The 21107-nt window shown below is 70.5% G+C and carries 22 protein-coding genes; 10 read left to right on the forward strand and 12 right to left on the reverse strand.

Annotated features, from left to right (window positions below):
- The first annotated feature begins 68 nt into the window (after nucleotides 1–68).
- Nucleotides 69–1142, forward strand: coding sequence for a diguanylate cyclase (locus A5730_RS02975; protein ID WP_067895440.1), 1074 nt, complete (start codon nucleotides 69–71; stop codon nucleotides 1140–1142).
- On the opposite strand, the gene A5730_RS02980 is transcribed toward A5730_RS02975, so the two are convergent.
- Genes A5730_RS02980 through sdhC form a run of 4 tightly spaced genes read right to left on the reverse strand, consistent with a single transcriptional unit; the run spans nucleotide 1143 to nucleotide 4507 of the window.
- Nucleotides 1143–1943 carry a succinate dehydrogenase iron-sulfur subunit gene (locus tag A5730_RS02980; protein WP_055402944.1) on the reverse strand — a complete coding sequence of 267 codons (801 nt, stop codon included), beginning with the start codon at nucleotides 1941–1943 and terminating at the stop codon, nucleotides 1143–1145. It lies immediately after the preceding gene.
- Nucleotides 1943–3697 carry a succinate dehydrogenase flavoprotein subunit gene (gene sdhA, locus A5730_RS02985; protein WP_067895443.1) on the reverse strand — a complete coding sequence of 585 codons (1755 nt, stop codon included), beginning with the start codon at nucleotides 3695–3697 and terminating at the stop codon, nucleotides 1943–1945. The genes A5730_RS02980 and sdhA overlap by 1 nt, the downstream gene beginning before the upstream one ends.
- Before the next feature lie 4 nt (nucleotides 3698–3701).
- Complete coding sequence (locus A5730_RS02990; protein ID WP_067895446.1) at nucleotides 3702–4172, reverse strand: succinate dehydrogenase hydrophobic membrane anchor subunit; 471 nt, start codon at nucleotides 4170–4172, stop codon at nucleotides 3702–3704.
- Nucleotides 4169–4507 carry a succinate dehydrogenase, cytochrome b556 subunit gene (gene sdhC, locus A5730_RS02995; RefSeq protein WP_067895449.1) on the reverse strand — a complete coding sequence of 113 codons (339 nt, stop codon included), beginning with the start codon at nucleotides 4505–4507 and terminating at the stop codon, nucleotides 4169–4171. The genes A5730_RS02990 and sdhC overlap by 4 nt, the downstream gene beginning before the upstream one ends.
- Nucleotides 4508–4752: 245 nt before the next feature.
- Between sdhC and A5730_RS03000 the strand changes: the two genes are divergently transcribed.
- Genes A5730_RS03000 through A5730_RS03010 form a run of 3 tightly spaced genes read left to right on the forward strand, consistent with a single transcriptional unit; the run spans nucleotide 4753 to nucleotide 7540 of the window.
- The gene (locus A5730_RS03000) at nucleotides 4753–5151 is read left to right on the forward strand and encodes a cytidine deaminase (protein ID WP_067895451.1); all 399 of its coding nucleotides are present in this window, start codon (nucleotides 4753–4755) and stop codon (nucleotides 5149–5151) included.
- Nucleotides 5148–6434 carry a thymidine phosphorylase gene (locus A5730_RS03005; protein WP_067895453.1) on the forward strand — a complete coding sequence of 429 codons (1287 nt, stop codon included), beginning with the start codon at nucleotides 5148–5150 and terminating at the stop codon, nucleotides 6432–6434. The genes A5730_RS03000 and A5730_RS03005 overlap by 4 nt, the downstream gene beginning before the upstream one ends.
- Nucleotides 6435–6454: 20 nt before the next feature.
- Complete coding sequence (locus A5730_RS03010; protein ID WP_067895455.1) at nucleotides 6455–7540, forward strand: adenosine deaminase; 1086 nt, start codon at nucleotides 6455–6457, stop codon at nucleotides 7538–7540.
- Nucleotides 7541–7582: 42 nt separating this feature from the next.
- Here A5730_RS03010 and A5730_RS03015 read toward each other — a convergent pair whose 3' ends face one another.
- The gene (locus A5730_RS03015; protein WP_055402930.1) at nucleotides 7583–7867 is read right to left on the reverse strand and encodes a GlsB/YeaQ/YmgE family stress response membrane protein; all 285 of its coding nucleotides are present in this window, start codon (nucleotides 7865–7867) and stop codon (nucleotides 7583–7585) included.
- 91 nt (nucleotides 7868–7958) lie between these two features.
- A complete protein-coding gene (locus tag A5730_RS03020; protein ID WP_067895458.1) occupies nucleotides 7959–8630 on the reverse strand; it encodes a GntR family transcriptional regulator in 672 nt (223 codons plus the stop codon).
- 141 nt (nucleotides 8631–8771) lie between these two features.
- Here A5730_RS03020 and A5730_RS03025 point away from each other — a divergent pair, with 141 nt between their 5' ends.
- Nucleotides 8772–9800, forward strand: a complete 1029-nt coding sequence (locus A5730_RS03025; protein WP_067895460.1) for a cupin — start codon at nucleotides 8772–8774, stop codon at nucleotides 9798–9800.
- Nucleotides 9801–9848: 48 nt separating this feature from the next.
- The gene (locus A5730_RS03030) at nucleotides 9849–10856 is read left to right on the forward strand and encodes a VWA domain-containing protein (RefSeq protein WP_067895463.1); all 1008 of its coding nucleotides are present in this window, start codon (nucleotides 9849–9851) and stop codon (nucleotides 10854–10856) included.
- Between the two features lie 4 nt (nucleotides 10857–10860).
- On the opposite strand, the gene A5730_RS03035 is transcribed toward A5730_RS03030, so the two are convergent.
- The 3 genes from A5730_RS03035 to A5730_RS03045 all read right to left on the reverse strand — a co-directional run bounded on the left by A5730_RS03035 (nucleotide 10861) and on the right by A5730_RS03045 (nucleotide 14127).
- The gene (locus tag A5730_RS03035) at nucleotides 10861–11844 is read right to left on the reverse strand and encodes a VWA domain-containing protein (protein ID WP_055402925.1); all 984 of its coding nucleotides are present in this window, start codon (nucleotides 11842–11844) and stop codon (nucleotides 10861–10863) included.
- Nucleotides 11845–11886: 42 nt separating this feature from the next.
- Complete coding sequence (locus tag A5730_RS03040) at nucleotides 11887–13191, reverse strand: primosomal protein (RefSeq protein WP_067895465.1); 1305 nt, start codon at nucleotides 13189–13191, stop codon at nucleotides 11887–11889.
- Between the two features lie 108 nt (nucleotides 13192–13299).
- Complete coding sequence (locus A5730_RS03045) at nucleotides 13300–14127, reverse strand: alkaline phosphatase family protein (protein ID WP_067895491.1); 828 nt, start codon at nucleotides 14125–14127, stop codon at nucleotides 13300–13302.
- 113 nt (nucleotides 14128–14240) lie between these two features.
- Here A5730_RS03045 and upp point away from each other — a divergent pair, with 113 nt between their 5' ends.
- Nucleotides 14241–14864, forward strand: a complete 624-nt coding sequence (upp, locus tag A5730_RS03050; protein WP_067895468.1) for a uracil phosphoribosyltransferase — start codon at nucleotides 14241–14243, stop codon at nucleotides 14862–14864.
- On the opposite strand, the gene A5730_RS03055 is transcribed toward upp, so the two are convergent.
- Complete coding sequence (locus tag A5730_RS03055; RefSeq protein WP_067895470.1) at nucleotides 14861–16441, reverse strand: phospho-sugar mutase; 1581 nt, start codon at nucleotides 16439–16441, stop codon at nucleotides 14861–14863. The two genes, upp and A5730_RS03055, sit on opposite strands and share 4 nt — an antisense overlap.
- Before the next feature lie 20 nt (nucleotides 16442–16461).
- Entirely contained in the window at nucleotides 16462–17268 is an 807-nt protein-coding gene (locus A5730_RS03060; protein ID WP_067895473.1) for a purine-nucleoside phosphorylase, read from the reverse strand.
- Nucleotides 17269–17391: 123 nt separating this feature from the next.
- Between A5730_RS03060 and A5730_RS03065 the strand changes: the two genes are divergently transcribed.
- The 3 genes from A5730_RS03065 to A5730_RS03075 are packed head-to-tail and all read left to right on the forward strand — an operon-like array spanning nucleotide 17392 to nucleotide 20395.
- Nucleotides 17392–18003, forward strand: a complete 612-nt coding sequence (locus tag A5730_RS03065; RefSeq protein WP_369808520.1) for a cutinase family protein — start codon at nucleotides 17392–17394, stop codon at nucleotides 18001–18003.
- A gap of 35 nt (nucleotides 18004–18038) precedes the next feature.
- A complete protein-coding gene (locus A5730_RS03070; protein ID WP_067895476.1) occupies nucleotides 18039–19220 on the forward strand; it encodes a M20 family metallopeptidase in 1182 nt (393 codons plus the stop codon).
- Entirely contained in the window at nucleotides 19217–20395 is a 1179-nt protein-coding gene (locus tag A5730_RS03075) for an amidohydrolase (RefSeq protein WP_067895479.1), read from the forward strand. The genes A5730_RS03070 and A5730_RS03075 overlap by 4 nt, the downstream gene beginning before the upstream one ends.
- On the opposite strand, the gene A5730_RS03080 is transcribed toward A5730_RS03075, so the two are convergent.
- A partial coding sequence (locus A5730_RS03080) for an alpha/beta hydrolase fold domain-containing protein (RefSeq protein ID WP_082946695.1) occupies nucleotides 20392–21107 on the reverse strand: 716 nt, incomplete at its 5' end. The genes A5730_RS03075 and A5730_RS03080 overlap by 4 nt on opposite strands.

Genomic DNA, 21107 nt, shown 5'->3' on the forward strand with positions numbered 1-21107 from the left:
CGGGAGAGCCGTAGCATGCGGCTAGCCTTTCGACGTCGATGAGCGGTGGTGGCGATTGCGAGTCAACGATGACCGCGCTGTTTAGCCGGCGGGCCGATCAGTACGACTGGCTCTCCGGCTATCTCGCGTCGCGGGGCCTCAGCGGCGCCACCCGGGCGGCGATCGCGTTCCTTTCGGCGTCGCTGGTGTTGTGCCTCATCGCGTTGCTGGCCGGCTCGGACGGCCCCCGCGGATCGGTGCCGGTGGCGATGATGTGGTCGGCCGCCGCCGGTGGGGTGGCGGGCGTGCTGCTGTGGGCGTGGCGCTGGCCGACGCGCGGGCAGTCCATCGCCTACGCCCTGACCTGCAACACCGCCGTCGCGCTGGCCTGCCTGGCGCATCCGAACCCGCTGGCCGCGCTGATCGGCTGCATCGCCTTCGCGACCTTCGGCGCGTACATGGCGTTCTTCCACACCACGGGATTGGTGCTCTACAACTTCGCGGTGGCCGCCGCGGTCGGCTCCTGGGAGGCCTTGTCGCTGGCGAGGTCCGGGCACCCCAGCCTCGCCGGGGTGGATCTGTGGCTGGTGATCGAGGTCAACATCGCGCTGCCGCTGGCCATTCGGATTCTGATGCGCGCCCTGACGGGGGACCTGCTGCAGGCCGACCGCGATCCGCTGACGGGCCTGCTGAACCGGCGCACGTTTCAGCACGAGGCGTTGGGCATGATCTTGGCCCGGCGCGGCATCGACTCCCACCTGGTGGTCATGCTGATCGACCTCGACCACTTCAAAGACATCAACGACCGGCTCGGTCACGCCGCGGGGGACCGCGCACTGGTCCAGGTCGCCCAGGCCCTGTCGGCCGCCTCCGACGAATCGGTGGTGGCCCGCAGCGGCGGCGAGGAATTCCTGTTGGCCGGCACCTCCAAGGCGTGCAACGCCGAGTCGCTGGCCGCGCGGATGTGTCGCGCCATCGCCGCGTCGGCCGCGGGAGTGACCGCCAGCATCGGCACGGCCTGCGCCCACCTCGACGACACCGCCTCGGAACCGCAATCGCTGCTGGGGGAGTTGGTCACCGCCGCCGACGCCGCGATGTATGAGGCAAAGCGGTTGGGCGGCAACCAGAGCAGCCATCACGAGCTGTGTGACCCGCGCAGGTGATCAGCGGGTGAACATCAGCGCGCGCTTGACCTCCTGAATCGCCTTGGTGATCTGAATGCCGCGGGGGCAGGCCTCCGTGCAGTTGAACGTGGTGCGGCACCGCCACACGCCGTCGACCTCGTTGAGGATGTCGAGGCGCTCGGCGGCGGCCTCGTCGCGGCTGTCGAAGATGAACCGGTGCGCGTTGACGATCGCCGCCGGCCCGTAGTAGCTGCCCTCGTGCCAGAAGATGGGGCAACTCGTCGTGCAGGCCGCGCACAGGATGCACTTGGTGGTGTCGTCGTAGCGGGCGCGGTCGGTGGGGCTCTGAATGCGTTCGCGCGTAGGGGGATTCCCGCTGGTGACCAGGTACGGCTTGACCGCGCGGTAGGCGTCGAAGAACGGCTCCATGTTGACCACCAGGTCCTTCTCCACCGGCAGTCCGCGGATCGGCTCGACCGTGATGGTGAGTTGCTTGCCCGGCTTCTCGGGCAGCAGGTCACGCATCAGCACCTTGCAGGCCAGCCGGTTGACGCCGTTGATGCGCATGGCGTCCGAGCCGCACACCCCGTGCGCGCAGGAGCGCCGGAAGGTCAGCGTGCCGTCCAGGTAGCTCTTGATGTAGATCAGCAGGTTGAGCAGCCGGTCGCTGGGCAGGCAGGGCACCCGAAAGCTTTGCCAGCCACCGGTTTCCGCGAATGCGTCGGGGTCGTCGGGGTTGAACCGGGCGATCTTGAGGGTCACCAGCACGGCGCCCTCGGGGACGGGCGGCAGCGGCGGCTCCGGTCCCCGGTCCACCTCGACGTCGACGCTGTCGGACATCAGTACTTCCGTTCCTTGGGTTCGTAGCGGGTCTGCACGACGGGCTTGAAGTCCAGCGCGATGTCGCTCAGCAGATCGGTGCCCTGCTTGTAGGCCATGGTGTGGCGCATGTAGTTGACGTCGTCACGGTTCGGGTAGTCCTCCCGGGCGTGACCACCGCGGGATTCCTTGCGATTCAGCGCCCCCACCACGGTGACCTCGGCCAGCTCCAGCAAAAAGCCCAGCTCGATGGCCTCCAGCAGGTCGCTGTTGAAGCGCTTTCCCTTGTCGTGCACGGTGATTCGGGAGTACCGCTCCTTGAGGGCGTGGATGTCGGTAAGCGCCTGCTTGAGCGTCTCTTCGGTGCGGAACACCGCGGCGTTGTTGTCCATCGACTGCTGCAGGGCGCCGCGGATGTCGGCGACGCGCTCGTTGCCGTGCTCGCTGAGGATGTCGCGGACCCAGCCGACCACCATCGCCTCGGGATTCGCCGGCATCTCCACGAAGTCGTGCCCGTCGGCGTAGTCGGAGGCGGCGATGCCGGCGCGGCGCCCGAAGACGTTGATGTCCAACAGCGAATTGGTGCCAAGCCGGTTCGCGCCGTGCACCGACACGCAGGCGCACTCGCCGGCGGCGTACAGGCCTGGGACGATGGCGGTGTTGTCCCGCAACACCTGTCCGGTGACGGTGGTGGGGATGCCGCCCATCACGTAGTGGCACGTCGGGTAGACCGGGACCAGCTCGTGCACGGGGTCCACGCCGAGGTAGGTGCGGGCGAATTCGGTGATGTCGGGCAGCTTCGCCTCGAGCACGTCCTCGCCGAGGTGGCGCACGTCGATGTAGACGTAGTCCTTGTTCGGGCCCGCGCCGCGGCCTTCCAGCACCTCCAAAACCATTGACCGCGCGACGATGTCGCGCGGTGCCAGGTCGACGATGGTCGGTGCGTAGCGCTCCATGAACCGCTCGCCGTCGGCGTTGAGCAGCCGGCCGCCCTCGCCGCGCACGGCCTCGGAGATCAGGATGCCCAGCCCAGCCAGGCCGGTCGGATGGAACTGATGAAACTCCATGTCCTCCAACGGAAGTCCCTTGCGGAAGACGATGCCGATGCCGTCGCCGGTCAGGGTGTGCGCGTTGGAGGTGGTCTTGTACATGCGGCCCGAGCCGCCGGTCGCCAACACCACGGCCTTGGCGTGGAACACATGAATCTCGCCGGTGGCCAGCTCGTAGGCCACCACGCCGGTGGCCACCGGACCGCTCGGCGTCTGGGTGAGAACCAGGTCCAGCGCGTAGAACTCGTTGAAGAACTGCACGTCGTGCTTGACGCAGTTCTGGTAGAGCGTCTGCAAGATCATGTGGCCGGTGCGGTCGGCGGCGTAGCACGCCCGGCGCACCGGGGCCTTGCCGTGTTCGCGGGTGTGCCCGCCGAACCGGCGCTGGTCGATGCGGCCTTCGGGGGTGCGGTTGAACGGCATCCCCATCTTCTCCAGGTCGAGCACCGCGTCGATGGCTTCCTTGCACATGATCTCCACCGCGTCCTGGTCGGCGAGATAGTCGCCGCCCTTGACGGTGTCGAAGGTGTGCCATTCCCAGTTGTCGTCCTCGACGTTGGCCAGCGCCGCGCACATCCCGCCCTGGGCGGCGCCGGTGTGGCTACGGGTGGGATAGAGCTTGGTGAGCACCGCGGTCCGGACGCGCGGACCCGCCTCCACCGCGGCGCGCATGCCGGCACCGCCGGCGCCGACGATCACCACGTCGTATCGGTGTTGCTGGATCACGGCGTCACCCTCCGATATTCGGGTCGAATGTCACCAGCACGTAGGTGCCCAGCACCAACGTGAACCCCATCGACAGCAGCAGCAGGCTGTTCAGCCAGAACCGGGTGCGGTCGCTGCGGCTGTAGTCGTCGATGATGGTGCGCAGGCCGTTGCCGCCGTGCAGCTGCGCCAGCCACAGCAGCGCCAAATCCCAGAACTGCCAGAACGGCGAGGCCCAGCGCTGCGCCACGTAGTTGAAGTCGATGCGGTAAACGCCGTTGTCCCACATCAGCATGATGAACAGGTGCCCGACGGCCAGGACGATCAGCGCGACGCCGGAGAACCGCATGAACAGCCAGGCGAACTTCTCGAAATTGGGGATGCCCGCCCGGCGCCGCGGCGAGCGCGGGTTGTCGAGGCTGGCCGGCCGGTCGTGGCTGCGCTGGCGGACCGGGGCCACCTGCCCGCGGCCCAGCTGCAGGTCGGGGGAGCTCATCGCAGGTGCTCCCAGATGTGGATGCCCGTCACCACGCCGGCCGGGACCATGAGCAGCAGGAAGACGATGCCGACGATCCAGAACATCAGCTTCTGGTAGCGGGTGCCCTCGGACCAGAAGTCGATCAGGATGACGCGGATCCCGTTCAGCCCGTGAAAGAGCACCGCGGCCACCAGCCCGTACTCCATCAGGCCGACGATGGGGGTCTGGTAGTCGTGGATCACCGCGTTGTAGGTCTGCGGGCTGACCCGCAGCATCGCGGCGTCCAGCACGTGGACGAACAGGAAGAAGAAGATCGTCGCGCCGCTGATGCGATGCAACACCCACGACCACATGCCGGGGTCGCCCCGATACAGGGTCCGGGGTGGTCGCCGCTTGCGCGAGGGTGCAGATTGCGTTGCCGGATCCGCGGTTGTCGCCTGTGTGCTCACCCAGTCCTCACCGCCTTCTGACATCAAGGGAGGGCAATTCAGCCTAACCCGCGCGGGGCGCCGCCCGTGCCGACCAGTCCGCCCGGCGAACGCTCGTGTCAGGGTTAGGCTGGCGGTCTTGAAGTGCCCATGGCTGAGCGGGGTTGCGAATGGCAGATGTCGATTGGAATGCGCTGCGCCACAAGGCGATCGACGCCGCTACGGGGGCCTACGCGCCGTATTCGCGGTTCCCCGTGGGGGCCGCCGCGCTGGTCGACGACGGCCGCGTGGTCACCGGCTGCAATGTGGAGAACATCTCATATGGCCTTGGTCTCTGTGCCGAATGCGGCGTGGTGTGCGCTCTACACGCCGGCGGCGGCGGCCGGCTGATCGCGCTGGCCTGCGTCGACGGCGAGGGTCGCGCGCTCATGCCGTGCGGGCGGTGCCGCCAGCTGCTGTTGGAGCACGGCGGCCCGGAGCTGCTGATCGACCACTCGGCCGGGCCGCGCCGCCTCGGCGAGTTACTGCCCGACGCCTTCAGCGCGGACCTGCCGCGGGAACCCCGTTGACCGACCACGCATTCGACGCGCCGACGGTGATCCGCACCAAGCGCGACGGCGGCCGGCTGTCCGAGGCCGCCATCGACTGGGTCGTCGACGCCTACACCCATGGCCGGGTGGCCGAGGAACAGATGTCGGCGCTGCTGATGGCGATTTTCCTGCGCGGCATGGACGGCGGCGAGATCGCCGGCTGGACCGCGGCGATGCTGGCCTCCGGCGAACGGCTGGACTTTCGCGACCTGCACCTGCCCACCGTCGACAAGCACTCCACCGGCGGCGTCGGGGACAAGATCACCCTGCCCCTGGTGGCCGTCGTCGCCGCCTGCGGCGCCGCGGTGCCCCAGGCGTCCGGGCGCGGGCTGGGGCACACCGGCGGCACCCTGGACAAGCTGGAGTCCATCGCCGGGTTCACCGCCGCGCTGTCCAACCGGCGGGTGCGCGACCAACTCCGCGAGGTGGGCGCGGCCATCTTCGCCGCCGGCGAGCTGGCGCCGGCCGACGCCAAGCTGTATGCGCTGCGCGACATCACGGCCACCGTCGAGTCGCTGCCGCTGATCGCCAGCTCGGTGATGAGCAAGAAGCTGGCCGAGGGGGCCGGGGCGCTGGTGCTCGACGTGAAGGTCGGCTCCGGTGCGCTGCTCGACTCCCCGAAGCGCTGCCGCGAACTGGCCCACACCATGGTCGGGCTGGGCGAGGCACACGGGGTGCCGACGCGCGCGCTCCTGACCGACATGAACGCCCCGCTGGGCGCGGCCGTCGGCAACGCCCTGGAGGTCGCCGAGTCGGTGGACGTGCTGGCCGGCGGCGGGCCGCCCGACGTCGTCGAGCTGACGGTGCGGCTCGCGGGGGAGATGCTCGAACTGGCGGGCATCGACGGCCGCGACCCGGCGGAGACGCTGCGCGACGGCACCGCGATGGACCGGTTTCGCCGCCTGATCGCCGCCCAGGGCGGTGATTTGTCGGTTCCGTTGCCGATCGGTGCGCATTCCGACACCGTGACCGCCGACCGGGGCGGCACAATGGGCGATATCGACGCGATGGCGGTGGGGCTGGCGGTGTGGCGGCTCGGTGCGGGCAGGTCCCGTCCGGGCGAACGGGTGCAGGCCGGCGCCGGTATCCGGATCCACCGCCGGCCCGGCGGCCGTGTCGCGGCCGGCGAGCCGCTGTTCACCCTCTACACCGACACCCCGGAGCGCCTCGGCGCCGCGCTGGCCGAACTCGACGGCGGCTTCAGCGTCGGCGACACGCCACCGGCGCCGCGCCCGCTGATCATCGATCGGATCGCACCGTGACCACAGGGTTGAATTAGACGATGAAGCTGGGCCTCGAGCAGATCAAGAAGGCGCCCAAGGCGCTGCTGCACGACCACCTCGACGGGGGGCTGCGCCCGTCGACGGTGGTGGAGATCGCCGGGGAGACCGGGTACGACGGGCTGCCCACCACCGACGTGGACGAGCTGGCCACCTGGTTTCGCACCCAGTCGCACAGCGGGTCGCTGGAGCGCTACCTCGAGCCGTTCTCGCACACGGTGGCGGTGATGCAGACACCCGAGGCGCTGCATCGCGTCGCCTATGAATGCGTCGAAGACCTGGCCGCCGATTCCGTTGTCTACGCCGAGATCCGGTTCGCGCCGGAGCTGCACATCGACCGCGGGCTGTCGTTCGACGAGATCGTCGAGGCCGTGCTGGCCGGCTTCGCCGACGGCGAGAAGGCCTGCGCCGCCGCCGGCCGGCCGATCGTGGTGCGGCTGCTGGTGACCGCCATGCGGCACGCGGCAGTGTCGCGGCGAATCGCCGAGCTGGCGATTCGGTTCCGGGACAAGGGAGTTGTGGGGTTCGACATCGCCGGCGCCGAGGCGGGCAATCCGCCGACCCGGCACCTGGACGCCTTCGAGTACATGCGAGACCATAACGCGCGCTTCACGATTCACGCCGGCGAGGCTTTCGGGCTGCCGTCCATCCACGAGGCGATCGCATTCTGCGGTGCCGACCGACTGGGTCACGGGGTGCGCATCGTCGACGACATCGACGTGCTCGACGACGGCCGGGTCCGGCTGGGCCGCCTGGCAGCCATCCTGCGGGACAAGCGGATTCCGCTGGAGCTGTGCCCCAGCTCCAATGTGCAGACCGGCGCCGTGAACAGCATCGCCGAGCATCCGTTCGACCTGCTGGCCCGCACCCGGTTCCGGGTGACCGTGAACACCGACAACCGGCTGATGAGCGATACCACGATGAGCCTTGAAATGTGCCGCCTGGTCGAGGCTTTCGGCTACGGTTGGAGTGATCTCGAGCGGTTCACCATCAACGCGATGAAATCCGCCTTCATTCCCTTCGACGAGCGGCTGGCCATTATCGACGACGTGATCAAGCCGCGCTATGCGGTGCTGATAGCAGGCTAACGCCGCCCAACCGAAAACCGGTCGGGCGGCGCAGCTTTCGGCTCAGCGGGTGAGTCGGGTGCCGGTGCGGCGGCCCGTCAACGCCTCGTACAGCGCGATGAGGACGATGGCGGCGCCGACGCCAATGAAGAACGGAACCCAGGCCACACCACCGTTGGCGTTGTGGTATCCGAATTGGCTAGCGGCCCACGACCCGATCAGACCGCCGACGGCGCCGAGCACCACGGTCATGATCATGCCGACGTTCTGCTTACCCGGCATCACGAGACGCGCGACCAAACCGATTATCGCGCCCACGACGATGGCGAGGATTATGGATGTGATCACTTCAGCTCCTGTCATAACGGCTCCCGGGGTGGGCGCCATCTTCGAGAGGATTTCCCGAAAAGAGGAACTTCTAACACAATTCGCGCGGAACTCAGATCAGGTCCGCCGCCAGCCCCATGGCGCGCACCGTGCCGGCCAGGTGGGTTTGCACCGCGCGCAGCGCGCGCTGACCGTCGCCGTCGCGCAGCGCCTCGGCGATTTCGCGATGCTCGTCCAGGATCGCCGCCAACCGGTCGGGATCGCGCAGCGCCGACTCGCCGATCATCCGCATCTGCCGGTCGCGCAGCGACGCATAGAAGCCCGACAGGATGGCGTTTCCCGACTCCGCCAGCGTGATGGCGTGGAAGGCGCGGTCGGCATCGAGGAACTCGGGCCAATCGGAGCGGTCGACGGCGGCGCGTTGCCGTCGTAGCTCGGCCGACATCTTCTCGAAAACCGCTGCGCACGTGGCGGGTCCGCGGCCCACCACCTTGGTCGCGGCGAACTGCTCGAGCACCAGCCGCGCCTCCATCACCGACCGAACCTCGTCCGGGGAAACGGGGACGACCAGCGCGCCGCGCTGCGGGTACAGCCGCAGCAGCCCCTCGGCCTCCAGCCGCAGGAACGCCTCGCGCACCGGGGTGCGCGACATGCCCAGCGCCGTCGCGACATCCCCCTCGCTGATCAGTTCGCCCCCGGGGAACGCGCCGGTGAGCACCCGCGTCTTGACGTAGTCCAGCGCCCGGTCCTTGGCCGTGCCCGGCCGCGGCTCGCTCGTTGCCACTGCAGCCTTCCGGTAGCTAAGTCGTATCCCAGCAGTGTGGTGACGGTACACCACCGCAACCCTTGACAGGGCGACAACTGAGATACAAGATAGATACGAAAGAAACATGAGACGAGCCGAAGAAGCCCAGGAGCCGTGCAAATGTCCGTCACCGAACAAGCCCTGACCCCGAACCTGGACCCGACGATCCCCGCGCCGGTGGTCAACGTGGCCGAGTACGGGTTCGAAGGCCGCTTCCAGGACTGGACCGGCGACGCCGAATTCTTCGAGTACTCCAAGGCCGCCAACCCGATCGGCTCGGGACACGTCCCGCAGGTGCCGATTACCCGGTTCGACGCGGATGTCTACACCGATCGGCCGACCGGTGTGATCCCGCTGGACCTGTCCAAGGAGCTACGGATCGAGACCGGCGCCGCGACCAGCCCCGCGCTGCTGGCCAACTTCGTGCGCATCCGCCCGGGCGAACAGGTCGACACCAGCCCCAACGCCACCTCCCAGCTGTACTACGTGCTCTACGGGCGGGGCTTCGCGGCGGTCAACGGCCAGCTGGTCGGATGGGAGAAGGGTGACTTCTTGACACTGCCCGCGGGCACCCATTCGGTGTTCTACGCGGCCGCCGACACCGCCATGTACTGGGTGCACGACGAGCCGCTGATGCGCTACCTGGGCGCCGAAGCCACCCAGCCGCGGTTCCGCGCGACCAAGTTCCGCCGGTCGGACGCGGTGGCCAAGCTGGAAGAGATCGCGGCGCGGCCGGGCGCCAACGAGAAGAGCCGGGTCAGCGTGCTGCTGGCCAATGCCAACCAGGAGCAGACACTGACCATCACCCACGTCCTGTGGGCCATGTTCGGCGTGCTGCCCCCGAACCAGGTGCAGCGGCCGCACCGGCACCAGTCGGTGGCGCTCGACCTGATCCTCGACGCGCCCGCCGACGGCTGCTACACCCTGCTGGGCACCCGCCTCGACGAGCGCGGCGACATCGTCGACCCCATCCGGGTGGACTGGCGGGCCGGCTGCGCGTTCACCACCCCGCCGGGCATGTGGCACGCCCACTACAACGAGACCGACCAGCCCGCCCACCTGATCCCCATCCAGGACGCGGGGCTGCAGACCCACCTGCGCAGCCTCGACATCAAGTTCACGCAGCGCCGCGACCTCGTCGCCGGCTGATCCGGCGGGGAGTGCACGGTCCGCACTTGGCGCATAGTGTGGCTCGACATGAAGTTGCCCCTGCTGGGCCCCGTGTCGGTGACCGGCTTCCAGAACGCGTGGTTCTTCCTGGTTCTGCTGGCGGTGCTGCTGGTCCTGGGCATCTACGTGGTGCTGCAGTTCGCCCGGCGCCGGCGCGTGCTGCGGTTCGCCAACATGGACGTGCTGGAGCGGGTCGCGCCGGCCCACCCCAGCCGGTGGCGGCACATCCCGACGATCCTGCTGGCCGCGTCGCTGGTGCTGCTGACTACGGCGATGGCCGGGCCGACCTCCGACGTCCGGATCCCGCTCAACCGGGCCGTCGTCATGCTGGTGATCGACGTATCGGAGTCCATGGCCTCCACCGACGTTCCGCCCGACCGGCTGACCGCCGCCAAGGAGGCCGGCAAGCAATTCGCCGACGAGCTGACGCCGGCCATCAACCTGGGGCTGGTGGAGTTCGCGGCCAACGCCTCGCTACTGGTCGCCCCGACGACCAACCGCCAGGCGGTCAAGGCCGCGATCGACAGCCTCAAGCCGGCCCCCAAGACCGCGACGGGCGAGGGCCTGTTCACCGCGCTGCAGGCCATCGCGACGGTGGGCTCGGTGATGGGCGGCGGCGACGGGCCGCCGCCGGCGCGCATCGTGCTGGAATCGGACGGCGCCGAGAACGTGCCGCTGGATCCCAACGCCCCGCAGGGGGCGTTCACCGCGGCCCGGGCCGCCAAGGCCGAGGGCGTGCAGATCTCCACGATTTCGTTCGGCACGCCGTACGGCACCGTGGAGTACGAGGGCGCCACCATCCCGGTTCCCGTCGACGATCAGACGCTGAAGAAGATCTGCGAGATCACCGACGGCCAGTCGTTCCACGCCGACAGCCTGGAGTCGCTGAAGGACGTCTACGCGACCCTGCAGCGCCAGATCGGCTACGAAACCGTCAAGGGCGACGCCAGCCTGGCCTGGATGCTGCTGGGGGCCGTCGCGATGGCCGGCGCCGTCCTGGCCGGCCTGTTCCTGAACCGCCGGCTGCCCTCCTGAGCGATCAGACCGGCAGCCGCCGGTTGATCAGCAGCGCCAGCGCCGTCGCGATCAGGGCGGTGAGCACACCCAGGCGCAACCACCCGGCACTGCCGGGCCCCGGCACGGTGCGGTAGCCGATGTCCTTCTCGATGGCGTTGTAGCTCTTGGACAGCTCGTCGACGGTGCCGGCGGTGTAGGACTGCCCGCCGGACAGCTTGGCGATCATCTTCATCTGGTCCGTCGAGACCGGCACGGCGACCCGCTGCCCGTCCATCTCGATCTCGCCGGTCTTGGTGCCGAACGAGATCGTCGAGATAGGCACCCCCTCGTCGCGGGCCAGCCGCGCCGCCGTGTAGGCGCCGTCGTGCGGGTCGCTGGGGTTGGACGGCTTGTTCTCCTTGCCGTCGGACAGCAGCACGATGCGGGCCGGCGGCGGGGTGTCGCCACCGGTGATGGCGGTGGCGCTGACCGCGTGCAGGGCGGTGAAGATGGCCTGCCCGGTGGCCGTGCTGTCGGCGAAGTCCAGCTTCTTGAGCGCGTCGATCGTCGCCTGGTGCTGCGGCGTCGGCGGCACCAGCAGGTACGGCGTGCCCGCGAAGCCGACCAGCCCCAGGTTGATGCCCGGCGTCAGCTGGGTGGCGAACTGGGTGGCCGCCTCCTCGGCGGCCTTGAGCCGGTTGGGCGGCACGTCGGTCGCCCGCATGGACTGCGACATGTCGATGACCAGCACGATGACGGCGCGGTTGCGCGGGATGCGCATGTCGTGGGTGGGGGTCGCGAGCGCGATGGTCAGCAGGACCAGGCTGAGCAGCGACACCGCGATCGGGATGTGGCGCGCCAGCGACTGCGGCACGCTCGTCTCGGTGAACCGGCGCAGGCGGCGCCGGCGGCGGGCCTGGACCAGGATGTAGACCCCGAGCAGCGCCAGCGGGAGCAAACCGAACAACAGCATGCCCGGGCGCTGAAAGCCGTAGAGCGGTAAGGGGCCTACCCCGGGAAGCGACACCCGCCAGTAAAGATGAGACTCAGGGGCCCGTCAAACGGGGGACTATTCGCGCCGCAGCCGCCCGTCGACGAATTGCTCCAGCTTCTCCCACTCCCGTACCGCGGGGGCGTACGGCGCCGAGGGCTTGCCGACCGAGCCGGGCTCGAGCACGTAGGCCACCAGCTTGCCCAGCGGGCGCCCGGTCTCGAGGGCCTTGTCGACCGTGGCCTCCTCGGAGTAGTCGCCGATGTCGCGGAGCAGCTCGACGGCCAGGTCCAGCTGGTCGCGGTCCACCGCGTCGGGGCCGTCGGCGATGTCGTCGGCCAGCCCGCTGAGCACGTAGATGTTGTCCTCGGTGACCTTGACCTCCAGCGAGCCGTCGGTGGCAGCGGTGCGGATGTCGTCGTAGGTGCTCAGGTCGGACAGGTCGTGGTCGTGCTCGTCGGCGAGGTACCGCGCCAGCGCCCGCTCGGAGCTGAACACGCTGATGCGCCCGTTGCGGCCCAGGAAGATCGGGCGGTCGTCCAGGTAGCACCGCAGCGTGTAGAACGTGCCCGAACTCGTCATGATCCGAATCGGGTCGATGCCCACCTGCAGCCAGAAATCCTCGTCGCTGCCCAGGATCACCGTGTCGCCGGCCGCGCGGGTCTCCTCCTCGGCCTCCTCGGGCTCCTCGGGCTCGCCGGCCGCCTCGGGCGCTTCGGCTTCCTCGGCCGTCTCGCCGTCGGCCTCCGCTTCGGCCTCGGCGTCTTCGGTCTCGGGTTCCTCGGGCTCCTCGGCGAGCTCCTCGGCGGCCTTGGCCGACAGCTTGGCGTCCACCTCGGGGGTGGTCACGATGTCCTCGATCGCGGCGAGGACGCCGTCCCAGCTGCGCCCGATGACCTCGCCGATCGCGTTCCAGCGCTTGAGGCCGGCCTTCCCGGTGAAGTGGTCGATCCCGCCGGAGACGGTGCCCAGCGTGGGGTTGCCGTTGAAGAACTTCGACACCGCCGCGAGCTCGCAGACCGACCCGATGGAGGAGACCAGCGCCAGCGTGCGGGCCAGCCCGGTCACCGACTCCTCGGTCGGCTTCTCCGACACCAGCTCCTCGACCGCGACCAGATCGAACTGCTTGTCCTCGGCCGGTGCGAACTTGTGCGCGTGCGCCGAGGTCAGGTCCTTCCATGCCGGGTGGTCGACCAGGTCGTTGTCGGTATCGGAGCGCACGAACGCGACCAGGTCGGCGACGGTCTCGAAGACGTAGAGGTCCTCGTCCTTGCCCAGGAACGCCTCCCACTCGTCGCCGGCGTCGCGCCAGCGGGGCGCCCACACGGTGTAGCGGTCGCCGTCGGAGAGGCTCAGGCGGATCGGCACGAGGTCAGCAGCCATGCGGCACACAATAGCGACGGCCGTGCGGGGGGCCTGGCGCTGGGCGTCGGGCCAGCCCGGTGACGGCGAGCGCCGGGACGGCGCGAGCAAGGAGCCGGGCGATCGAAGCTAACCCCAGATATCGGTGATCGGCGGCACGCTCGCGGCGTACCCGGTCTTGGGCAGCCCGTACATCTCCTCGATCGTCGCCAGCACGCTGTAGTGGTTGATCTGCTCGCCGTAATTGCCGGGCCGGACGTGCGCGCCGTAGAACACCGTCGGGATCTGGTTGCGGCTGCCGCCGTCGTCCTCGTCGAAGGTCAGGATCAGCAGGCTGTTGTTGGCGGCCGCCCAGTTGGCGTAGCCGGACAGCTGGCGGTTGAGCCAGGCGTCGGCCTGGGCGATCGAGCCGTCGTGCATGTTGTTGTCGTTGTTGGGAATGACGAACGAGACCGTGGGCAGGCTGGCGTAGTTGCCCATCGGGAAGGCGGAGAACGGCAGGGAGTTCGCGGGCGGCACGTTGGTGAAGTTGGCCCAGGGCACGTGCTTGCGCGCGTACTTGCCGGCGCTGCACACCGGCGAGCCGACCGCGGGCAGGCCCTCGGCGAAGCCGACGAACGTATGGCCCGCGGCCAGCAATTCCGAACCCAGGTTGGGAGCGGCGCCGCCGTTGACGGGGCAGGCGTCGGTGGTCACCCCGAAGGTGTTGCCCGCGAAGAGCGCCAGGTAATTCGGTTCGCTGGGGTGCGTTTCGGCGAACGACTGAACCATGTTGGCGCCGCCCGCGGCCAGCGCGGTGATGAACGGGGCCGACTTGTTGCCGATGATGTTGGCCTCGGAGCGGTTCTCCTCCACCACGATCACGATGTGCGCGAGCTGCGGAATGCCCGCCGCGAGGGCCACCCGGGGGGCCGCCGGGACGATCACCAGCCCCGCCAACACGGCCGCGCCGGCCAGGCTTCTGATTGTGCGCAGTACGCGGGGAGTATATGGGCGGAGTCGCCCGCAAGGGGCGGCGGCGCGAGCGTGTCGGCGTTGTGCGCCGCAATCGTTATATAGGCTCAAATTCCGTGGACACGCGCGTCATTGATCACCCGCTGGCCCTGTCGCGGCTGACGGTGTTGCGCGACGAACGCACCGACAACGCCCACTTCCGGGCCGGCCTGCGGGACCTGACCGCGATGCTGGTCTACGAGGCCACGCGCGACGCCGCCCGCGAGACCTTCGGAATCCGTACGCCGCTGGCCGAGACGGTTGGGGTGCGGCTGGCCAGCCCGCCGCTGTTGGTGCCGGTGCTGCGCGCGGGATTGGGCATGCTCGAGCGCGCCCTCGAGCTGCTTCCGGAGGCGCGGGTGGGTTTCGTGGGCGTGGCCCGCGACGAGCAAACCCATTGCGCGACGGGATATCTCGCGTCGCTGCCCGAGGACCTGTCCGGTGTTCCGGTGATCGTCCTCGATCCGATGCTGGCCACCGGTGGTTCGCTGAAGCACACCGTCGGGCTGCTGCTGGAGCGCGGGGCGACCGACATCACGGTGTTGTGCGCGGTTGCCGCTCCGGAAGGCATTGCGGCGCTTGAGCAAACCGCCCCCGCGGCGCGCCTTTTCACCGTGGCCGTCGACGGCGGGCTCAACGAAAACGCCTACATCGTCCCGGGTCTCGGTGACGCGGGTGACCGCCAATACGGGCCCCGTTAGCCCATCACCTGCTTCACCAGCGCCTCGCGCAACGCGGCGGCCCGTTGCCTGGCCTGCGCCAGCCCGGCCGTCACCGCGCGGCGAACCTCGATGTAGAACTTCAGCTTTGGCTCGGTCCCGGACGGCCGCACCACCAGCCGCACAGACGTGTCGTCGTCACCGCCGGTGAAGATCAGCGCGTCGGTGATGTCGGTGAGGGTGGCGGTGAACCCGGCCAGCGTTTCCGGCGGACTCGACCGCAGCCGCCGCATCAACTCGGCGGCCTCGGCGGCGTCGGCGACCCGCCGCGACACCGCCGCGACGTCGTGCACCCCGTGGCGCTCGGCGAGTTCGTCGAGCGCGTCGGAAACCGAACGGCCCCGGTCTTTCAGCGCGGCCACCAGGTCGCACACCAGCACCGCGGCGCTGATGCCGTCCTTGTCCCGCACGGCCTCCGGATCGACGCAGTGCCCGATCGCCTCCTCGTAGGCGTACACCAGGGTGCCGCCGGGCACCTCCGCGTCGGCGCGCGCCAGCCACTTGAAACCGGTGAGCGTTTCCACGTGGGTGGCTCCGTGCGCGCGCGCGATCGCCGCCAGCATGCGCGACGACACCACGGTGCTGGCCACCACCGCCGTCGATGGATCGGCGACCCGCGACAGGATGTAATCGCCGAGCAGCCAACCGGTTTCGTCTCCGGACAGCATCCGCCATCCCGACTCCGCCGGGATGCCGACCGCGCACCGGTCGGCGTCGGGATCCAGCGCGATCGCGACGTCGGCCGTGACGTCGGCGGCCAGGGCGAGCAGCGCGTCGGCGGCGCCGGGCTCTTCGGGGTTGGGGAAGGCGACGGTGGGGAAGTCGGGGTCGGGCGCGAACTGGGCGCCGACCGTGTGCACCTGCCCGAAGCCGGCGCGCTGTAAAGCTTCCACGGCCACCACGCCGCCCACCCCGTGCAGCGGGGTCAGGGCCACCCGCACCGTGCCCGTGCCGCGCCGTACGGCGGCGGCACGCGCGATGTAGCGCTCGACCAGGTCGGTGGCCGCGGGTTGCACCGGCCCCCGGCCGATTTCGTCGGCCGGGGGAGCGGCGGCCATCGCGGCCTCGATCTCGCGGTCGGTGGGCGGGACGATCTGGATGCCGCCGTCGGTGTACACCTTGTAGCCGTTGTCGGCCGGCGGGTTGTGCGACGCGGTGATCTGTATGCCGGCGACGGCGCCGGTGCGGCGCACCGCGAACGCGACCACCGGGGTCGGCACCGGCCCTGGAAACAGTAGCACCGAAAATCCTTGGGCTGCAAGTACTTCCACGGTCACAGTAGCGAAAACGGCGGAGCCGTGCCGGGAGTCGCGACCGACGATCACCGTGCGGCCCGCCAGCCCCCGGCCGGCCAGCACCTGCGCCACCGCCCAGGTGGCGCGCGACACCACCGCCACGTTCATGGCGTCGGGCCCGCCGCGCACCGGGCCGCGCAGGCCCGCCGTGCCGAAGGTGAGCGGGTGGGCGAATCGCGCCGCCAGCTCGTCGGGATCGCACGCGGCGAGCTCGGCGGCCGTCGCCGGATCGGGATCGTGGGCGATCCATTCGTCGGGCGTCATGGCGTCACCGCGTCATCGCCTCAGAACCGAGCGATGACGTCGGCCAGCAGCGCGCCCATCCGGCTGGCCGACGCGGCGCCCGCGGCCAGCACCTCGGCGTGGCTCAGCGGCTCGCCGCTGATGCCGGCGGCCAGGTTGGTGACCAGCGACACCCCGAGCACCTCGGCGCCGGCCGCCCGGGCCGCGATGGTCTCGTGCACCGTGGACATGCCGACCAGGTCGGCGCCCAGCGTCCGCAGCATGCGCACCTCGGCGGGCGTCTCGTAATGCGGCCCCGGCAGGCCGGCGTAGACACCCTCGGCCAACCCGGGATCGCCCTGGCGGGCCAGTTCCCGCAGCCGCGGCGCGTAGGCGTCGGTCAGGTCCACGAACTGCGGGCCGATCAACGGGGACCGCGCGGTCAGGTTGAGGTGGTCGCTGATCAGCACCGGCTGGCCGACCGCCATGTCGGCGCGCAACCCGCCGGCCGCGTTGGTGAGCACGATGATGCGCGCCCCGGCCGCGCAGGCCGCCCGCACGGGGTGCACCACGTGACCGAGGTCGTGGCCCTCGTAGGCGTGCACGCGACCGACGAGCACCAGCACCCGGCGATCGCCGATGCGCGTCGACATCAGCTCGCCGGTGTGCCCGACGGCGGTGGGCGGTGCGAACCCGGGGACGTCGGCCTGGGGCAGCACGGCGCCGGGGGCGCCGAGCGCGGTCGCCGCCGGGCGCCATCCCGAGCCCAGCACGACGGCGACGTCATGCTCGTCCACGCCGGTGCGCTCGGCGATGACCTGCGCCGCCCGCCGCGCCAGTTCACCGGGTTCGGATGCGACGTCGCTCACAGTCGGCGAGCATAGTGCGGGTCACCGGGGTTAGCGCCGCGATGGCGTGCGCCGGGATATGTGAAAATCTGCCGCATGAATCTTCGTAGGTGGTCGGTCGCCGGCCTGGCGGTCGCCGTTGCGGTGTCGCTGTTTTCGATCACGGGCCCGGTGGCGCCGGCGCGGGCCGAATGCCCCGACGTGCAACTCATCTTCGCCCGCGGCACGGCCGAGCCGCCCGGCCTCGGCGCCGCCGGAGACGCGCTCCTGGCCGCGCTGCACTCGGCCCTCGGCTCGCGCAGCGTCGACTCGTACCCGGTGAACTACCCGGCCAGCTACAACTTCCTGCAGACCGCCGACGGCGCCAACGACGCCCGCGACCACATCGCTCAGATGGTCGAACAGTGCCCGGGGACGAAGCTCGTGCTCGGCGGCTTTTCGCAGGGCGCCGCCGCGGTCTCGATGCTGGCCGGGGTGCCGCCGCTGGGCGAGCGCATCGGCAACTTCGGCTCCGCCCCCGCGCTGGACCCGGGTCTGGCCGGCAAGGTCGCGGCCGTCGCGGTGTTCGGCAACCCCGGCAACCGCTTCAACACGCCCCTGTCGACGGCGGGCCAGTTCGCCGGCCGCGCCATCGACATCTGCAGCCCCGGCGACCCGGTGTGCGTCGTCGGGGGTCGCGACCGGGATGCGCACCACGATTACGGTGTGCCGCCCTACCCCGGACAGGCGGCGGGATTCATCGCCGGACTGGTGTAGCCCGGGCCCTAAGGTCGCGGTGGGATACTGCCAGAATGCCCACCACCGCATTGGACGCCGTCGAGGATGTCGTGCGGCGCCGAGGCTCCGACCTGGTTGAGCTGTCCCACGCCATTCATGCCGAGCCCGAGCTGGCGTTCGCCGAGCATCGCAGCTGCGCCAAGGCCCAGGCGTTGGTCGCCGAACGCGGCTTCGAGATCACCGCGGCCGCCGGTGGCCTGGACACCGCCTTCCGCGCCGACTTCGGCAGCGGCCCGCTGACCATCGGGGTGTGCGCCGAGTACGACGCGCTGCCCGAGATCGGGCACGCTTGCGGCCACAACATCATCGCGGCGTCGGCCGTGGGCACCGCGCTGGCGCTGGCCGAGGTGGCCGATGACCTGGGGCTACGGGTCGCGCTGATCGGCACCCCCGCCGAGGAGGCGGGCGGCGGCAAGGCACTGCTGCTGCGCGCCGGGGTGTTCGACGACGTCGCGGTGGCGGTGATGCTGCATCCCGGGCCCGCCGACATCGCCGCCGCCCGCTCGCTGGCGCTGTCGGAAGCGACGGTGAACTACCGCGGCAAGGAATCCCACGCCGCCGTCGCGCCGCATCTGGGCGTCAACGCCGCCGACGCCGTCACCGTCGCGCAGGTGGCCGTCGGATTGTTGCGTCAGCAACTGGCCCCGGGCCAGATGGTGCACGGCATCGTCACCGACGGTGGGCAGGCCGTCAACGTCATCCCCGGGCATGCCACGCTGCAATATGCGATGCGGGCGGTCGAATCGGATTCGCTGCGACAGCTGGAGGGCAGGATGTACGCGTGCTTTTCCGCGGGCGCGCTGGCCACCGGCTGCGAATACGAAATCGACAGTCCCGCACCGGCATACGACGAACTCAAGCCCGACGAATGGTTGGCCGACGTCTTCCGCGAGGAGATGCGCCGGCTCGGGCGCGAGCCGGTGGCCCGCGAGTTCGAAGCGGCGCTGCCGATGGGCAGCACCGACATGGGCAACGTGACGCAGGTGCTGCCGGGCATTCACCCGGTGGTCGGGGTCGACGCCGGCGGCGCCATGGTTCACCAGCGCGCGTTCGCCACCGCGGCCGCGGGCCCCAGCGCCGACCGCGCGGTCGTCGAGGGCGCGATCATGCTAGCCCGCACGGTGGTTCAGCTGGCCCAGACGCCGGCCGAGCGCGACCGGGTGCTGGCCGCGCACGAACGGCGGGCGAGCGCATGAGCCTCGCCGACGCCGCCACCACCTGGCTGGCCGCCCACCACGACGACCTGGTCGAATGGCGCCGGCACATCCACCGCTACCCCGAGCTGGGCCGGCAGGAGTACGCCACCACCCAGTTCGTGGCCGAGCGGTTGGCCGACGCCGGGCTCAACCCGAAGGTGCTGCCGGGCGGCACCGGGCTGGTCTGCGATCTCGGCCCCGACCACGGGCCGAGGATCGCGCTGCGGGCCGACATGGACGCGCTGCCGATGGCCGAGCGGACCGGCGCCCCCTACACCTCCACGATGCCCAACGTCGCGCACGCCTGCGGCCATGACGCCCACACCGCCATCCTGCTCGGTACCGCGCTGGCCCTGGCGTCGGTGCCCGAACTGCCGGTCGGGGTGCGGCTGATCTTCCAGGCCGCCGAGGAGCTGATGCCCGGCGGCGCCATCGACGCGATCGCCGCCGGGGCGATCACCGGGGTGTCGCGGATCTTCGCCCTGCACTGCGACCCGCGGCTCGAGGTCGGCCAGATCGCCGTGCGGCACGGCCCCATCACATCGGCGGCCGACCAGATCGAGATCACGCTGCATTCCCCGGGCGGGCATACCTCGCGCCCGCACCTGACCGCCGACCTGGTCTACGGGCTGGGCACGCTCATCACCGGGCTGCCCGGCGTGCTGTCCCGGCGCATCGACCCGCGCAACGGGACGGTGCTGGTGTGGGGGGCGGTCAACGCGGGAGTGGCCGCCAACGCCATTCCGCAGACCGGGGTGCTGGGCGGCACGGTCCGCACCGCGAGCCGCCAAACCTGGGTGGGCCTCGAGGAGATCATCCGCGACACGGTGTCGGCGCTGCTCGCGCCGCTGGGCATCGAGCACACGCTGCAATACCGGCGCGGCGTGCCGCCGGTGGTCAACGAGGACGTCTCGACGCGCATCCTGACCCACGCGATCGAGGCCATCGGCCCGGACGCGCTGGCCGACACCCGCCAGTCCGGCGGCGGCGAGGACTTCTCCTGGTATCTCGAGGAGATTCCCGGCGCGATGGCCCGGCTGGGCGTCTGGTCGGGCCGGGGGCCGCAGCTGGATCTGCACCAGCCGACGTTCGACCTGGACGAGCGGGCGCTGGCGATCGGGCTGCGCGTGATGGTCAACATCGTCGAACAGTCGGCGGCGTTCCCGTCGCCCTAGCCCGTCGCGCGCGCGACGTGCTCGGCGATCCGGGCGTAGCTTCGCCGCGTGACGTCGGCCGCCCCGCTCATGATGTTGTAGCCGTGGTCGACCCCGGCCACCTCGTAGTACTCCGCCAGCGACCCGACGGCGTCGAGCCGCTCGGCGTATCGGCGGGCTTCGTCGCGCAGCCGGTCGTGCTCGGCCGTCACGACCAGGGCGGGCGCGATGCCGGCGATCCCGTCGGCGTTGGAGCCCCACGCGGGGGACGCCAGCCGGTCGCGGCGCAGCGCCGGGTCGGGCACGTAGGCGGTGTCGAAGACCTCGCCCATCCACGGTTTCATGATCGCCCGGTTGCCGATCGCGGACGGCTTGTCGCGGGTGGGCGTCACGAGGTCAAGCGGGGCATAGTGCAGCACCTGCAGGGCGATTCGCGGGCCGTCGTTCTCCAGGGCCAGCCGCGCCGCCGCCGCGCTGAGGTTGCCGCCCGCGCTCTGGCCGCCGACGCACAGCCGCGTGCCGTCCCAGTCCCGGTCCGGGGCGGCCGCCCAGCGCACGATGTCGTAGACCTGAAGCGGGGCCCCGGGGCAGCCGGGCCGCGGCGCCAGCACGTAGTCCGGGTTGACCACCACCGCGCCCCCGTGGGCCGCCAGGTAGCGGCACCACGGGGGGGGGGGGGGGCGGCGGCCGGGGGCGCCGCGCGGGGGCGGGGGGGGGGCCCCCCGCGCGCCCC

Origin of the sequence: Mycobacterium sp. ACS4054, from assembly GCF_001667275.1 — a bacterium.
Taxonomy (GTDB): domain Bacteria; phylum Actinomycetota; class Actinomycetes; order Mycobacteriales; family Mycobacteriaceae; genus Mycobacterium.

Coding starts and splice junctions, on each gene's coding strand:
- A5730_RS02975 (WP_067895440.1), top strand. CDS start 69: ATGACCGCGCTGTTTAGCCGGCGGGCCGATCAGTACGACTGGCTCTCC.
- A5730_RS02980 (WP_055402944.1), bottom strand. CDS start 1,943: ATGTCCGACAGCGTCGACGTCGAGGTGGACCGGGGACCGGAGCCGCCG.
- A5730_RS02990 (WP_067895446.1), bottom strand. CDS start 4,172: ATGAGCTCCCCCGACCTGCAGCTGGGCCGCGGGCAGGTGGCCCCGGTC.
- sdhC (WP_067895449.1), bottom strand. CDS start 4,507: ATGTGGTCGTGGGTGTTGCATCGCATCAGCGGCGCGACGATCTTCTTC.
- A5730_RS03000 (WP_067895451.1), top strand. CDS start 4,753: ATGGCAGATGTCGATTGGAATGCGCTGCGCCACAAGGCGATCGACGCC.
- A5730_RS03010 (WP_067895455.1), top strand. CDS start 6,455: ATGAAGCTGGGCCTCGAGCAGATCAAGAAGGCGCCCAAGGCGCTGCTG.
- A5730_RS03025 (WP_067895460.1), top strand. CDS start 8,772: ATGTCCGTCACCGAACAAGCCCTGACCCCGAACCTGGACCCGACGATC.
- A5730_RS03030 (WP_067895463.1), top strand. CDS start 9,849: ATGAAGTTGCCCCTGCTGGGCCCCGTGTCGGTGACCGGCTTCCAGAAC.
- A5730_RS03040 (WP_067895465.1), bottom strand. CDS start 13,191: ATGGCTGCTGACCTCGTGCCGATCCGCCTGAGCCTCTCCGACGGCGAC.
- A5730_RS03055 (WP_067895470.1), bottom strand. CDS start 16,441: ATGACGCCCGACGAATGGATCGCCCACGATCCCGATCCGGCGACGGCC.
- A5730_RS03070 (WP_067895476.1), top strand. CDS start 18,039: ATGCCCACCACCGCATTGGACGCCGTCGAGGATGTCGTGCGGCGCCGA.
- A5730_RS03075 (WP_067895479.1), top strand. CDS start 19,217: ATGAGCCTCGCCGACGCCGCCACCACCTGGCTGGCCGCCCACCACGAC.